Genomic DNA, 14,541 nt, shown 5'->3' on the forward strand with positions numbered 1-14,541 from the left:
TAGACGGTGTAAAGTTACCTTTGGTCGTGCTAGTTTAATGTCAATTTTTCGTATACGTGGGCAAAACGCCTGTCAGAACATAGAGTTGGCGCCACGTTTTAAAGCGGTTTGCAGGTTGTAAACCCCTTATTTTTCAGCATTTTTCATAGAGGCACGGGATTACATGGAAATCGGTCTGCGCGAGTGGCTGATCGTCATCGGCATTATTGTCATTGCCGGTATTCTTTTTGATGGCTGGCGCCGTATGCGCGGCGGCAAGGGAAAACTGAAATTCCGTCTTGACCGAAGTCTGTCCAACCTGCCGGACGAGGACAGCAGCGCCGAGCTGCTGGGCCCGCCACGTGTGCTGGACACGCATAAAGAGCCGCAACTGGACGAGCACGATCTGCCGTCGGTGAGCATGCCGGCCCGCGAGCCTCGCGAGTCGGGTTCCAAGCGCGGCAAGCGTAGCCACGGCGAGCCTTCCCAGGGTGACATGAACCTCAGCCTGGATCTGGACGGCGGCCCGAGCTTCAGCAGCCGCGACGACGATTTCCCGGATAACACCAAGTCTTCGCCATCGGTCAGTGAAAAAGATCAGCCGCAAGCTGAAGAAGTGCTGGTGATCAGCGTGATCTGCCGCGACGCTGCCGGCTTCAAGGGCCCGGCGCTGTTACAGAACATTCTGGAAAGCGGCCTGCGTTTCGGCGAGATGGATATTTTCCACCGTCACGAAAGCATGGCGGGTAACGGTGAGGTGCTGTTCTCCATGGCCAACGCCGTCAAGCCTGGCGTATTCGACCTGGACGACATCGACCACTTCAGCACTCCGGCGGTGAGCTTCTTCCTGGGGCTGCCAGGCCCTCGCCATCCGAAGCAAGCCTTCGATGTGATGGTGGCAGCGGCGCGTAAATTATCCCAGGAGCTCAATGGCGAACTGAAGGACGACCAGCGCAGCGTACTGACTGCCCAGACGATTGAGCATTACCGTCAGCGCATCGTGGAATTCGAGCGTCGTGCACTGACCCAGAAACGCTGATCCAATGGCTTGAGCGGCTTCCTGTGGCACAGGGGCTTGTTGTGGCGAGGGAGCTTGCTCCCGCTGGGCTGCGAAGCAGCCCCAAAACCATCCCCCTCGCTGTGTCAGGTTCAGCACGGATGCAGGATTTACGACGGCTTCGCCGCCGAGCGGGAGCAAGCTCCCTCGCCACAATGTCCATAGCCTTGGGCTACTGTATTTAGAAAATTGAGCAGCCTCGGCTGCTCTTTTGCTTTATGAGAGAACACCTATGACCGCCGCCAAGAACCGCATTTTAGAGCTGCGCGCTGAGCTGGATCAGCACAACTATCGTTATCACGTGCTGGACGAGCCGAGCATTCCGGACGCCGAATACGATCGCTTGTTCAACGAGCTCAAGGCCCTTGAGGCGGCCAATCCCGAATTGATCACCAGCGATTCGCCGACCCAGCGAGTGGGCAGTGCGGCGCTGTCGGCGTTTACCCAGGTGCGTCACGAAGTACCGATGCTCAGCCTCGGCAACGCCTTCGAAGAAACCGACATGCGTGAGTTCGACCGCCGGGTGACCGAAGGCCTGGACCTGCCGGCGGGCGACCTGTTCGGTGGCGGTGCAACAGTCGAATACAGCTGCGAACCCAAACTCGATGGCCTGGCGGTCAGCCTGCTGTATCAGGATGGCGTGCTGGTGCGCGGCGCCACGCGCGGCGACGGCACGACTGGCGAAGACATCAGCGTCAACGTGCGCACCGTACGCAACATTCCGCTCAAGCTGCACGGCACTGGCTGGCCGGCGACCCTGGAAGTGCGCGGCGAAGTGTTCATGTCCAAGGCTGGTTTCGAACGGCTCAACGCCACGCAACTGGAAGTCGGCGGCAAGACCTTCGCCAACCCGCGCAACGCGGCGGCGGGCAGTTTGCGCCAGCTGGATTCGAAGATCACCGCCAACCGTCCACTGGAATTCTGCTGCTACGGCATCGGCCAGGTGTCGGCGGACATTGCCGATACGCACATCGGCAATTTGCAGCAGCTCAAAGCCTGGGGCATGCCGATCAGTCATGAGCTGAAACTGGCGCACGGTATCGCCGAGTGCCTGGATTACTACCGCGACATCGGTGAGCGGCGCAACGCGCTGCCCTATGAAATCGACGGCGTGGTGTTCAAGGTCAACAGTATTGCCTCCCAGCGCGAGCTGGGTTTCCGCGCCCGTGAGCCGCGTTGGGCCATCGCCCACAAATTCCCGGCGATGGAAGAATTGACCGAACTGCTCGATGTGGAATTCCAGGTCGGCCGCACCGGGGCGGTGACGCCGGTGGCGCGTCTGAAACCGGTGAAGGTCGCGGGCGTCACGGTGGCCAATGCCACACTGCATAACATGGACGAAGTTGCACGCCTGGGCTTGATGATCGGCGACACGGTGATCATTCGCCGTGCCGGTGACGTGATTCCGCAGGTGGTGCAAGTGGTCATGGAGCGCCGCCCTGACAATGCGCGCCCCGTGCAGATCCCGGAACAGTGTCCGGTGTGCGGCTCCCATGTCGAGCGCACGCAACTGATCAAGCGCAGCAAGGGCCGCGAGACGATCAGCGAAGGCGCGGTGTACCGCTGCGTCGGTCGCCTGGCCTGTGGCGCGCAACTCAAGCAGGCAATCATTCACTTCGTTTCCCGTCGTGCCATGGACATCGAAGGCCTGGGTGAGAAAAGCGTTGAGCAACTGGTCGACGAAGGCCTGGTGAGTTCGCCGGCCGACCTGTACGCCCTGGCATTCGAGCAGATCGTCGATCTGGAAGGCTTTGCCGAGCTGTCGAGCAAGAATCTGCTTGGCGCCATCGAAGACAGCAAGAAGCCGGGCTTGGCGCGGTTCATCTACGCCCTCGGGATTCCCGATGTCGGCGAGGAGACGGCCAAGGTGCTGGCTCGCTCCCTGGGTTCGCTGGAACGGGTGCAGCAGGCCTTGCCGCAGGTGCTGACGTACTTGCCGGATGTCGGGCTGGAAGTCGCGCACGAGATCCACAGCTTCTTCGAGGATGCACATAACCAGCGGGTGATCGCCGATTTGCTCAGGCATGGCATGCAGATTCAGGATCAGGGCGAGTTGGGGGCCGAGTTTGCCGCGAGTACGACATTGGGCGGTTTCCTCGACAAGCTGCATATTCCATCGGTCGGTCCGGGCGGGGCGCAGAAACTGGCGGACAAATTCGGCTCGCTGCAGGGGGTGATCGGTGCTGACTGGCTGGACATGCGCCAGGCACTACCGGAGAAACAAGCCAACTCGGTTCGTGAGTTTTTTGCCGTCGAGGCCAATCGCCAAATGGCTGAAGCGGCCGAGAAGCAACTGGCCGATTTCGGCATGCACTGGCAGAGCGAGAAGAAGGTCGTCGAAGGTTTGCCGCTGGCCGGGCAGACCTGGGTGCTGACCGGCTCGCTGGAGCTGATGAGTCGCGATATCGCCAAGGAAAAACTCGAAAGCCTGGGGGCCAAGGTCGCTGGCTCCGTATCGGCCAAGACCCATTGCGTGGTGGCCGGGCCGGGCGCGGGCTCCAAGTTGACCAAGGCCAATGAGCTGGGCCTGAAGGTGCTGGATGAAGAAGCGTTTGTCGAGTTTCTGCGCGAGCACGATATTTCGGTGTGAAGTCCTTCGCTGGCAAGCCAGCTCCTACAGGGTTTACGCGATCCTTGTAGGAGCTGGCTTGCCAGCGATGGCGATCTCAGCCCCATCACAAGAATTGGAACGATCTGCAAGGGAGAATGATCTAGTCTTGGCAAGCTCCAGGGAGAGATCGCCATGTACCGTTTCTTCGAGCAGCTCAGTTCGCGCATTGCCGCGCCGTTCATGGGCGAAAGCTCGCGCAACAGCAAAGTCTGGTCCTGTCGTTGCGGGCAGTCGCTGTTCTTTCGCAACAGCCAGTGCCTGGCGTGTTCGGCAGCCCTTGGATATCAGTCTGAGCAAAGCCGTTTATCTTCGCTGCAACCGGGTGAGCACCCCGACACCTGGTTGCTCGACGCCGATCCGAAGGCTGGTGCGTTCCGCCGCTGCGCCAATCTCGATTCACCCGCTGCGTGTAATTGGCTGCTCCCGGCTAATCATCACGAAACCTTGTGCATGGCTTGTAGCTTGAATCGCACGATTCCCGACCTGTCGATCACGGACAATCACGAACGCTGGCGCAAGGTGGAAACCGCCAAGCGTCGGCTGATCGCGCAGTTGGTCAGCCTGGGATTGTCAGTTATCCCGAAATCCGTGGACGAGGCAACGGGGTTGGCGTTCGACTTCATCGGCGTCGACCTGGAAGGCAAACTGCCGACCACGGGCCACGCCAACGGGCTGATCACCCTCGATATCAAGGAGGCCGACGATGCCCATCGCGAGCAGGTGCGGGTGCAAATGCACGAACCCTATCGCACGCTGCTCGGGCATTTCCGTCACGAGGTCGGGCATTACTACTGGGATCGATTGATCGCCAGCAGTCATTGGCTTGAGTCGTTTCGTGGATTGTTTGGCGATGAGCGCACCCGTTATGCCGATGCCCTCGAACGGCATTATCAGCAGGGCGCGCCGCTCGACTGGCAGCAGCACTACGTCAGCGCCTACGCGACCATGCACCCGTGGGAAGATTGGGCGGAATCCTGGGCGCATTACCTGCATATGATGGACGCCGTGGATACCGCGCTGGGCTTTGGCATGAGCGCCCGGGAAATGGATTTCGACTATCAGCCGTTTCCACCCGACACCCTTTACGATCCGCAGCATCCCGGTGGCGCGGCGTTTCTGACGTTCGTCAATGCGTGGATCGAACTGGCCGGCATGCTCAATGAGCTGTCGCGCAGCATGGGGCAGCCGGATTTCTATCCGTTCGTCTTGCCGCCGGCGGTGATCGCCAAGCTGCACTTTATCCATCTGGTGATTCAGCAGGAGGGCGGCAGGGCAGACGAGGCATTGGCCCTGTAGGCGCTGGCGCAGGTTCGGGTCGCGTTTGGACGATCTTTTCGGGAGAACGCATGTCCTTGAACGGGCTCATGTTTTTTAATCTGCCCGAACGGTTGTAACTTCGTCTCAGATAGGTACAATGGCGCGGCTCACCGACAGGTGAGCGTCGTTATGGTGACCCTATCGGTCCCCCCGCAACGATCAGCCGTGAACCCGGTCAGGCCTGGAAGGGAGCAGCCGCAGCGGTGACATTGTGTGCCGGGGTGTGGCTGGTAGGGTCGCCACCTATCTCTAAATCCTTGGCTCTACAAGGATTTGTCAGTCAAAAATCTCGAAGTGTGACAGCGTTTAGGTACACCTAAGTGGTGCACCATAAGCGGCATATTATCGTGCTTGCATCAAACTCTCTACCGTTCGGCAACGCCCCTACTTCGCTCTATTGTATTTCGCACCAACTCCAAAGGCCCACGCCCGTGGCGGAGAGAGCAAAGAGCATTGGGAAAATGTGCTCTGTGAACCAGGGCGATAGGAACAAATTCTTAATGAAGCCGGCTACCCGACTGTAATGGATGACCAAACGGTGGGGCTTCACTCGGTTTAGGTAGCCATCCACGGTGCAAAGATTTCCGCTCTCAGCTACGTAGGTGCATCGCAACGTAAATCGCACCACGCTTGAACTTGGATCGCCATCCATCTCGCCTGTTGGGCCTTGGGACACCCGATAATCCATGTGCCCTGTTGGGTAAATCTTTATGTCTTTCGAGGTTTGGTGTTCAGGATTTGCATCGAAATGTTCCATCGCTGATCGAGCGTTTGCGCGACTATATAGCGCTTGAGTGATACGGATTAATGTCTGCTCGAAATATTTCGTTGCGGTCTCTCCCTGATCTGCCCATTTCGGTGGAAGATGCTGTACGAATCGGAAGAAAAAGTAGGCGTTTGCGACTGATAGGAGGAGCCAAGTGTCGTGAGTGTTGGCGGTGAATTTTATCGAGTTGCCGAGGATGGAAAGGGTATTCATCTCAGCCTTGAAATACCATAGCACCAGCAGCAAACTGGAAAAGACGAGCAGGAAGCTGCGGGCCTTCTTGAAACTACCTTCATCAAAATCTGCTCCCATCACACAGTCTCCATGGTTGATGCTCCCAAGATAGCATTTGGCCCAGGTAAGCCATCAGGTAAGCCAAGGCCCTGCTTAACACCTGGCGAGGACAAGCCGTAGGTCCAGAGCAGGTAGCCATTGCACCCGTTAAGCTCGCGTGCTTCTACACGATGTATCCCAAGAGACGAGAATGGCAGAAAAACTAGAACTAGATCGAGCGGACCACCTAAGCACCTTGCACATGGAGGCTGCCAACAAGCTTGATTATTTCACTCTTGGCGTATCCCTCGCGATTTGTGCCTACCTCGCCCAAACCAATCCGTACGCGCCTCTAGGCATCAACAAGGAAACGTTTCTACTGCTAAGCCTGGCAGTGTTCACTTTCAGCGCCATCTGCGGTTATTTGCGATTGGAGTTCAAGGTAAAAGAAATGCTGGCTTACACACGAGCCCACGAAGCGCCCACTGAGGCCAAGCAGGCTAGGCCTATTCGCATTACCGCCCGATATCGCAGAAGGGGAAACAGGGCCTACAAGGCGCGAAATATTCTCTTGCTCCTAGGACTGGTTTTCTACGTGGCAACAAAGATATGGGCCAGCTACCAGAACAACGGATGGATTCCGGTTCAGTAACCTAAGACACCTGGGGAGCGTACGACGTAATGGCAACGTGCCCAGAGAGTCGATAATATTACCCAATCTTTCCTAAGGGTAACGACATGAAAGCAAGGGTAGCGGCAGCGATTGCATCCATCGGTATTGCCATTTCAACAACTGCCAGTGCTGGTTGGTATACAACTACACAAGACGACATCTTCTCAGGTGGCAAGAAAGCAATGATGCTCGGCGACATAAGCCCCGCCCAATCGGTTGCATTCGACTGCGATTCCGAGAACCTGTCTCTCGCGCTCTTGCAGAAAGAAAAATGGTCAGAGGGGCGGAACAGTTCGGCTTGGAAGCTTCTGATCAAGGTTGACAAGGGTGAGATTCACCGTTTTACAGCACAGAGCGCCAAACGTAATAACGATTACGCTCAGTACGTCACCTTTGAGAAAGATGAAATCTTGAAGGTATTGACTGATCTCCGTGAGGCGAAGTCGGTGGTTCAACTTGGGCTTCAGTCAGAAGAGTTCGACTCCAAGTGGTCTGGAACTGTTTCAGCAGGTGGATCTACACGGGAGACGGACAAATTCTTGCAGGCATGCAAGTTGAAGTAATTGGGTGATTGCACAATAAGCAGAAAAAGGCGAGGACCGCTTTGCACGAATCCAAACCCTCGCCGCTAGAGCAGTACAACTATCGATGTGATCCTATAATTTTGAGGCTGGTCCGATCCTCAGATGATGCCTACGACTGGCGTAGCCGCAAGATGGCGTCTGTGATGCCTTGAGCATTCATGTCCAGCGTTTCCATGGCCGCTGTAGCGTTAGCGGCAACAATCCCAACTCCATTCTCAGAGAGCCAATTGGTCATTTCCTCGATGGCCGCAGCTAAGGCGTGTTGGTTGTGCAGGAGCAGTGTCAGAGCATCCGCTGTGGCGATGCTGGCTTCATTATCCGACATGGCTATCGTCCTTGAGTGGTGATGCGGAATTCTAGTTCATCATGCTGCTGACTGGGACTGGCTGGGTTATTGTTCAGGCCTGCCCAAATGTTTGCGTTCAACCTGACCAGTCTGGAACGGATTTGACCAGCACGCGTCTTGGTTATAACCGGCAGAAGACGTTCCAAAACTGCCTGTGGAAACAGGCAGCTCACCATTATGTAAGTTGTTTGCTGTAGTCCCGATTCAGCTCACTCTAGCTGCGCAGCAAGATTGTTCAATTTCATTTTTAGCGTATTGCGCAGATTTGAGTCTGCACGTACGCGTCTTAGCACGGCTCTCTCATAGTCGTCACGGCTGTTGAAGCGTAGGCCCTTAGCAATGCCATTCAGAATGCCAGATTCGCGAACGGGATACCTGCTCACAATCTCCTGTAAATTATCCGTCTCAATCAGTGTTGACAGGCGCTCAAGCTCATCGGGGTAAGGCGATCTGAATGTTACACCTATGTCAGCAGCGTCCTGATCCATCAACTGTTGACGTGTAGGTATCATTGAAAGCAGACGGTCTCGCATGTGCCGCTCCGCAAGCCGACTCGCGAGGTGTTCTTTCTTCCCCCCGCTTTTCAGCGAATCGATTGCGCCTCTCTTCGCATCATCCAACAGTTCTTGTTGAGGGACACCTAAGGTTTCTGCCTGTAATAAGGCAACCGCGCTTTGGGCTTCCGAAGAATAGATCAGGCTTTCAACAGAAAAGATCGGCAGGGGATATATGCCCCCTTCTTCAAATCTCCTCATTTGCTCTTCGGACATTCCATCATGATCGATGAGACCAAATGCTCTTGTTCGGTGAGCTTCTTCCACCGCGCGAAGACCTTCAACAGCTCTCATAACGTCTTTACAAGACTCCAGCGCTCTAATCGAAACTGCCGGAAAGAGGAGCGAGTACAACGGTTGATCCAAGCTCGTTCTATCATTTCCTTCAATGAAAAGAATTTTGCGTCGAGCACCGATCACATCGACCCATAACCATTCTGGAATTTGCTCTGGATCATGGATGACATCAACATCCCATGAAGAGATATTGCCATCCCGCCATACGCTGCCGCGCACTAAAACGATCTCCCCGACTTGAGTGGCAATAGGTAACTCAAGTTCGTGGGTAGAAACCACGAAACCGCAGTCGGGGCGCGTCAGTATCAGCGCCTTGATAAGTGCGATTACGATCGATGGATGAAGATGAAGTTCAGGCTCGTCAATCAGGAAGACCGTGCCTGATGGTGCCGCAACCACCTCGGCTGAAAAAATAAGTGCGGATCGCTCCCCGTCGGACATCCGTGCATAGCTGTACAACGAACCGGCCTGGCTTGCTCGCAGTTCGCCGCCAGCGACCTCAATTTGCACTGCCAGATTGGCTTGAGACAATACTGAGTTGACGATATCCAGGGGGGAATCATCAGCCTGAAGTCGCGCAATCGCCGAAGATCCTGCTCCCTCGGCTTTAATCTGATTGGCTGCGTCTAGTTTATACTGAGTTTCAGCCGCTTGAAGGTCGTGAATGGCTTTCTCGTTTCGAGTTGTGCCAGCTAAGGACTTCCATCTGGTGTCTGGAGAGTTGTAATAGTGAACATTAGTACCAAAGTCCCGCCGAGAAGCGGGAGTCATGGATAAGCTTTCGTGATCGAAATAGCTTGGCCGAGACCCAGGCATATAGACGCATTGCCCTCCCCACTGTGCCGCAAGATTATTCACAAGAGCTGACTTTCCAGTCCCGTTGCGCCCTAAAATAAAAACAGGTCGTCCAGCCTTCACGACGACTTGGATGGTCCCTTGCTGCGTTGGGATTTGCATTGCTGCTAGCACAGCGCTTTCTTCTCTTTGCACGTCGGATCCTTCGATATCGCTCTATCAAGAGTTCTTGATGGTAGCCGAATCGAAGACAAGCCGAACCGTAGGTAAATCATATTTCCAGAGAGTTATGCTGCGGGCATTCGCATATCTGCAAAAAATCTCCTTTCTCAGAATATGAATGTAGCCCATGGAATGACCAGTTCTGGCCGTTCGCTGTCGGTCGTTGCCTAGGATCGAATATCGCCTGTGAGTCCGTGGCGGAATATCAGGGCGGAGAATCCAGCAGATCGGCGGATTCCCGCACAGGCTTGATCGAGGTTAAGAGCCATTCCCGTGCCACCTCGCTGTCAGCGCCTATCTTTCTGAAATATCCTGGCAAGAAATAGCCGCCCAGAGGCGGCTACTAGTCACGCTGCAATCGCTTCCTAGGAGCTTACAGACGTGGTGCAGACCTTATTCAACTCCAATCCGAGACGCTGCATCACACGCATGGCGGCGGTAGGGGACCACTGACCACCACGGGCGGTGGGAATGTTGCGAGAGATAAGGCAATCGGCTACTGCCTGGAGGCTAGTTGCTCCATCAATGATGCACAACCTGATGGCGTCCTTAACCAAGGCTGCACGGTCGTCCGCCTGCTGGCGCTGGGTATCATGGCCTTTGGTGCGGTTCAACGTGCTACGGCCCTTGGCGAGAGCTTGGGAGCGGTTGCTGATCTTCTGCACTGCCTCTTCGTCACCACTAGCTGCACGCGCTTCCAAGGACTTCAATGCGGCCTTGGTGCGTTCGCTGATGAACGTGCGTTCCTGTTCAGCCAATACCGCGTATATATGCAGTTGGAACGTATCAGCGGTGGGCATCGTGGCTACCCGGAACTTGTGGCGCTTCATCAGGCCAGCGATGTGTTCAACATCTCGACTCATCCGATCCAGTTTGGCAACGACTACAGGCCGACCATCAGCGAAGGCTTTGGCCCCCGCTGGACGCTCCAGTGGGTGAATCGAGCCGGATATGCCCACGTCCTCAAACTCAGCCACCACCGTCCATCCTTGCTGCTCGGCAGCGAATTTCACGTACTCCCGCTGTGCATCGAGACCGAGGCCGGATTCACCCTGGCCTTTCGTGGATACGCGGTAGTAGGCGACAACTTCCATGCTGGTAACTCCGTTAGCTGGGCTGATGAGTAAATTTTACAACTGTTAGAACGACCGATCAACAGTTGTAAAATGTTTTTAACCGGGACTTTTGGTCGTACTGGATGGCCCTGCAAGGTGGTTTGGTAGACCGCTTGTCTGATTGCCGCACCAGAGCCCGTATACACACTCCAGCTCGATACAGACCTATCCACATGGCGTGACTTTGAACCCGGTACCCGACCAGCTTAAGATCCGTGCAGGGGTGTCACCGGAATAAGGAAATAACCATGCGACAACTCTTCAAAGCGGTATGGCTGTGGGTACTCAGGGCGGTATTGCACGAGACTCTGCGGGCGGTCTGGGAACACGTGAGGGATCAGCGGGACGACTGACTGGGGTGACGGTCAAGGGGTTGGTGCAGCCCCTTGATCCCCACACGTAAATGACTGACCACCCCGCTGTAGTGCAGGTCTGGCAATTCCTGGTGCTGTACTCAGGCTGGTGTGGGGAAATCTGCCACGACTGCGGGAAAACCGCGTGTCGCGAGGGCTTTGCTTGACCCGGCTGTAGTGTAGGTCCCACAAACAGCGGGCTTGACGTGCTACAAGATGCCACCAGATGTTGCTGGGCCACCTATGGGGAACAGATACTCGATTACTTCCTTGATAGTTCTGCTCAGTGGCCAGCTACAACGTAGAATTGATTTCGACAGACTTGAGTTCCCGTCCCTTGGACTATGTAGATTGCCCAAGTGCTCGCCGTACATCGCCAACGGAGCCGATCCAGTTACTTTTACGTTCGTCCATTGGTTGAAGACCAAAGCGTTTGCCAAAAGCACTGGAGTTCTCGTTAGCACACTCTATGGCGATATGCTGATATCCTATCTCAGAGGCAAGTCCCGTAATAAACGTCAACAAACTACGGCCATGACCTTTTCGTTCATCCTTGAAACCTATCCGTGCAATTACAAGTGTCTCTCGTGGCCAGCCGGCTTCGGGTCTTGGAAAAAGGCGAAGGTAAAGGTCGTACCTATGTGTATATGCGTTGATTGTTGAACCTAATCCTAAACTTATTCTCTGCTTCACCCACCGTTCCTTATAACCGAAGCCTTCCATTAGAAACGGACGGAGCTTCGACGTGAGGTATTCGCAACTGTATTCTGCGTACTCGTTCCAATCATCTTCAGAGGCATTAAGGGCAGGTTTTTTGTCGATCATTTCTGGTTCTCCAAGTGCTGGTTTATATCCAGAAAAGCAGGGCTTGATGATGAAGTCAAGCAGATTTTTTCTCGTACACTAACGTTTTTATATAACTAAAATGCTTTCTCTTGCACTAATAAGAAAGTTGCTATTTCTTTAGTGTGTTAGTTTTCGCTTATGCCAAGGCTATTTAGTGTAAGAGATTTTGTTTTGATAGGATGGGTAAGGGTAAGTTGACTGTCCAGATATCACAACTGGTAAAAATCTGACCGCGCCCTGTTCTCTGCTATAGACCAGTAACATCCACAATCATCGCTGTTGGTGGGGATGCCTCTGGTGTGTTTGCAGGTGGTGCCTCACCCACGCCGCCCCATAGTCGAGATGCAATACCAGTTTGGCCGTCGCCTACTAATGTCGGACCTATCTGAGGGGCGATTATCTCGCCTTGCCCCGTTGCTCCTGCTGCACCGAGGTTAAGTAGCACCGGACCATGTACTCCACGAAATCACGCACGGGCATCTTGTGCTTGCGTGCGTGACCGTTAAGTTGGTGGAACTCGTCGTCCGTGAAGTTCACGCCCAGCAGTCTTGTTGGGTTCTCCTGGCTCACGCTGCTACCTCGTCTGCCTTCTTGGTCTTAGCCTTGGTAGGTTTGGAGTAGGCAGCGAGTAAATCCGCCAGAGCGGCACCCTGGATGGCGGCTAACTTATCTGCTGCGGCTTTGGCTGCTGTTGCTTCTGCTTCCCGCATTTCACGGGCTACAGTAAAAGCAATCTGACGCTTTGTTTCTTCCGCGTTCCGGGCATACCGATCTTCGTCGTAGTCAGTCTTCGCCTGCTCTGTAATATTAATCAGGTCAGAATCGATAAGAGAATCCGGCTTCCGAAGTTGTACGTTAAAGTCAAGAGGCTTGGAGTAGGCTGTTACTACGTTATAGCCTTTCAGCAAAAGTTCGGTTAGGTCTTTAAGAGCCGCAGCCATTGGTTGATCACTGGACCAACTTATGTGCACCCCAATCTGTGGGTGGAGTAAGGATTCACTGCGGCGAAAGTAATCAACTTCCCGCTGCGCGATGAGTTTCTGTAACGCTTCATCATCGTGTTTGAAGAACTCGACAACTTCGGTGTCGTAGTTATGGTGCTTTGTAATAGTCATGTTGGGTTTCATTGTTTACTTGCGTGAACGGTGCTTGCGTAAGGTGCTTATAAGGCTTGCCTTGGCATTTTCGTTATTTGTCTTTGGGCTGATGCTGTTAGGCTTGCTATCGCCCTTAGAAGGCTCTTGTGGGGTCTTGTGGGTGGTCTTGGTAGTTGGTGTTGCCTTGGCCTTCTTTGCCGCTGCTACTCGGGTCCGGTGCTCTGTTAGATCACTCAGCATAGCTACAGTGCCTGGGGCGAAGATGGCGTCTTCCAAGGCTGATAAGTAGAGTAGTTCGTCTTTGGTTGCCTCGATGTAATCGCACGTGCTGGATAGGGTGGTGGGAAGTTGCAAGCAGTAGGACATGATTGCCCCGTTGCTTTTATCCACCTCAAACCAAATGTTGTTACTTGTCATTATGCTGCTTCCTGCGGTTCTGATTCGTTGATCTTCTTCGATTCTTGGGCGATGAATTCCCGTTCAAGTTGTTCTTGGGTGGATTTGTTGTTGGCTCTCCAAGTTCTCACCTGACACTGTACTGAACAGAATCTGCTAAGGGGGGAGCGACTGTAGAAGTTGCGGCTGCAAGACGAGCAGGTGTGAAGGCGGAGCGGTCGGCGCTTTGCCATGTTAATTACCTCTGGTATGTTTGATAAAGTTTATTACGGGGAAATAGACCCCGCTCTCGGGATGAGATTACGGGGTAGTGGTGCTGCCGGGTGTACTGCACTCGTTATGGGCAAGTGCGGTATTTGCTCTATTGCAGAGCGAATTAGTGGCCAGTTCGTTGTACCTCTGGCCGAGGCGGGACATTGAAGACTGTTGAAATCTCGCGAACTCCAAGCCTATCAATGTACAACTAAGCCGATCATTCTGCCTCGGAATCGGAAACGAGGTTGTGCGACATAGTTGGAAAGGAATGGTCCGAACTATGACGTAGCAGGCTGGGATGTTTTGTAGTGTTGCGAGGGAAGGAGATTAGTATCTCGATTTACTTGTAAATCGATAAATAATAGCATGGAAAGTGCATTTTGTCAATACATTCATGGAAAAATAGTTGCATTCAGGAGGGCTTTGTGAATGTCGATTACTTGCTCGCCTGCATAACTTCTGCACCTCAAGAAGATCCACGCATAAAAGATTGTTTCTATTTAGTTTGTTTTAGAGTTGTTATCCAATGCCTATCGGCGAGTTGGTAGATGAAATGGGGCAGGGTAGAAGCCCCGCAAGTTTTTGATCTTGATTGTGGATGTAAGTGGTGACGCTTCGTCACACAGTAGTTAGCTTTAAAGTTATAAGTACAGTTAGGGGCTAGATCAAGATCAGGGTGCTGCTGCACCACTGTACCCTACATAGTAGAGTTGTTATCTTGCCTGACGGCATACTATTTAATCAGAGAAGAGGGGCCATAAAGCCCCAAAGCTTTTGACTTTAATTGTGCAGGTGTATTGTGACGTTCCGTCACGAAGTAATCATCTCTACAGTTCTCTGCACAGTTAACGGCAAGATCAAGATCAAGATCAAGATCAAGATCAAGATCAAGATCAAGATCAAGAGCGGGGAGGGGCTTGTTGCCCCATCTCTCCCCTTAATTATATAGAGTTGTAATCCGTGCCTCGGGCACTAATTATTATCTGTGACGGTAACGTCACAGGT

General features: G+C 53.9%; 12 protein-coding genes and 1 other RNA gene. 6 read left to right on the forward strand and 7 right to left on the reverse strand.

Annotation, left to right across the window (positions count from 1 at the left end):
* Positions 1-163: 163 nt before the first annotated feature.
* The 4 genes from zipA to ffs all read left to right on the forward strand — a co-directional run bounded on the left by zipA (position 164) and on the right by ffs (position 5,200).
* Positions 164-1,018, forward strand: a complete 855-nt coding sequence (gene zipA, locus AC07XF_RS10900) for a cell division protein ZipA (RefSeq protein WP_007985900.1) — start codon at positions 164-166, stop codon at positions 1,016-1,018.
* Positions 1,019-1,268: 250 nt separating this feature from the next.
* Positions 1,269-3,626, forward strand: coding sequence for an NAD-dependent DNA ligase LigA (ligA, locus tag AC07XF_RS10905; protein WP_495026485.1), 2,358 nt, complete (start codon positions 1,269-1,271; stop codon positions 3,624-3,626).
* Positions 3,627-3,779: 153 nt separating this feature from the next.
* Positions 3,780-4,943, forward strand: a complete 1,164-nt coding sequence (locus AC07XF_RS10910) for a zinc-binding metallopeptidase family protein (RefSeq protein ID WP_495026486.1) — start codon at positions 3,780-3,782, stop codon at positions 4,941-4,943.
* Between the two features lie 160 nt (positions 4,944-5,103).
* Positions 5,104-5,200, forward strand: an RNA gene (gene ffs / locus AC07XF_RS10915) — signal recognition particle sRNA small type.
* Positions 5,201-5,358: 158 nt separating this feature from the next.
* Here ffs and AC07XF_RS10920 read toward each other — a convergent pair.
* On the reverse strand, positions 5,359-6,042 hold the full coding sequence (locus AC07XF_RS10920; RefSeq protein WP_495026487.1) for a hypothetical protein: 684 nt from the start codon (positions 6,040-6,042) through the stop codon (positions 5,359-5,361).
* 172 nt (positions 6,043-6,214) lie between these two features.
* Here AC07XF_RS10920 and AC07XF_RS10925 point away from each other — a divergent pair, with 172 nt between their 5' ends.
* The gene (locus AC07XF_RS10925) at positions 6,215-6,655 is read left to right on the forward strand and encodes a hypothetical protein (protein ID WP_495026488.1); all 441 of its coding nucleotides are present in this window, start codon (positions 6,215-6,217) and stop codon (positions 6,653-6,655) included.
* Between the two features lie 86 nt (positions 6,656-6,741).
* The gene (locus AC07XF_RS10930; protein WP_495026489.1) at positions 6,742-7,239 is read left to right on the forward strand and encodes a hypothetical protein; all 498 of its coding nucleotides are present in this window, start codon (positions 6,742-6,744) and stop codon (positions 7,237-7,239) included.
* Positions 7,240-7,369: 130 nt separating this feature from the next.
* Here the strand turns inward: AC07XF_RS10930 and AC07XF_RS10935 are convergent, their stop codons facing one another.
* The 6 genes from AC07XF_RS10935 to AC07XF_RS10960 form a co-directional block, all read right to left on the reverse strand.
* Entirely contained in the window at positions 7,370-7,585 is a 216-nt protein-coding gene (locus tag AC07XF_RS10935; RefSeq protein ID WP_495026490.1) for a hypothetical protein, read from the reverse strand.
* A 230-nt stretch (positions 7,586-7,815) separates the two neighbouring features.
* The gene (locus tag AC07XF_RS10940) at positions 7,816-9,447 is read right to left on the reverse strand and encodes an AAA family ATPase (RefSeq protein WP_495026491.1); all 1,632 of its coding nucleotides are present in this window, start codon (positions 9,445-9,447) and stop codon (positions 7,816-7,818) included.
* Between the two features lie 392 nt (positions 9,448-9,839).
* Entirely contained in the window at positions 9,840-10,568 is a 729-nt protein-coding gene (locus AC07XF_RS10945) for a recombinase family protein (protein ID WP_495026492.1), read from the reverse strand.
* Between the two features lie 716 nt (positions 10,569-11,284).
* Complete coding sequence (locus AC07XF_RS10950; RefSeq protein ID WP_495026493.1) at positions 11,285-11,767, reverse strand: GNAT family N-acetyltransferase; 483 nt, start codon at positions 11,765-11,767, stop codon at positions 11,285-11,287.
* Between the two features lie 587 nt (positions 11,768-12,354).
* Positions 12,355-12,903 (reverse strand): hypothetical protein, encoded by a 549-nt coding sequence (locus AC07XF_RS10955; RefSeq protein WP_495026494.1) that lies wholly within the window; start codon positions 12,901-12,903, stop codon positions 12,355-12,357.
* 15 nt (positions 12,904-12,918) lie between these two features.
* Positions 12,919-13,302 (reverse strand): hypothetical protein, encoded by a 384-nt coding sequence (locus AC07XF_RS10960; RefSeq protein ID WP_495026495.1) that lies wholly within the window; start codon positions 13,300-13,302, stop codon positions 12,919-12,921.
* Positions 13,303-14,541: the final 1,239 nt, after the last annotated feature.

This window comes from Pseudomonas sp. GW821-FHT01C01 (genome assembly GCF_059422645.1).

Excerpts from the sequence above, each read along its gene's own strand:
- AC07XF_RS10930 (WP_495026489.1), top strand. The coding sequence starts at position 6,742 with ATGAAAGCAAGGGTAGCGGCAGCGATTGCATCCATCGGTATTGCCATT.
- AC07XF_RS10920 (WP_495026487.1), bottom strand. The coding sequence starts at position 6,042 with ATGGGAGCAGATTTTGATGAAGGTAGTTTCAAGAAGGCCCGCAGCTTC.
- ligA (WP_495026485.1), top strand. The coding sequence starts at position 1,269 with ATGACCGCCGCCAAGAACCGCATTTTAGAGCTGCGCGCTGAGCTGGAT.
- AC07XF_RS10935 (WP_495026490.1), bottom strand. The coding sequence starts at position 7,585 with ATGTCGGATAATGAAGCCAGCATCGCCACAGCGGATGCTCTGACACTG.
- AC07XF_RS10925 (WP_495026488.1), top strand. The coding sequence starts at position 6,215 with ATGGCAGAAAAACTAGAACTAGATCGAGCGGACCACCTAAGCACCTTG.
- zipA (WP_007985900.1), top strand. The coding sequence starts at position 164 with ATGGAAATCGGTCTGCGCGAGTGGCTGATCGTCATCGGCATTATTGTC.
- AC07XF_RS10955 (WP_495026494.1), bottom strand. The coding sequence starts at position 12,903 with ATGACTATTACAAAGCACCATAACTACGACACCGAAGTTGTCGAGTTC.
- AC07XF_RS10945 (WP_495026492.1), bottom strand. The coding sequence starts at position 10,568 with ATGGAAGTTGTCGCCTACTACCGCGTATCCACGAAAGGCCAGGGTGAA.
- AC07XF_RS10960 (WP_495026495.1), bottom strand. The coding sequence starts at position 13,302 with ATGACAAGTAACAACATTTGGTTTGAGGTGGATAAAAGCAACGGGGCA.
- AC07XF_RS10910 (WP_495026486.1), top strand. The coding sequence starts at position 3,780 with ATGTACCGTTTCTTCGAGCAGCTCAGTTCGCGCATTGCCGCGCCGTTC.
- AC07XF_RS10950 (WP_495026493.1), bottom strand. The coding sequence starts at position 11,767 with ATGATCGACAAAAAACCTGCCCTTAATGCCTCTGAAGATGATTGGAAC.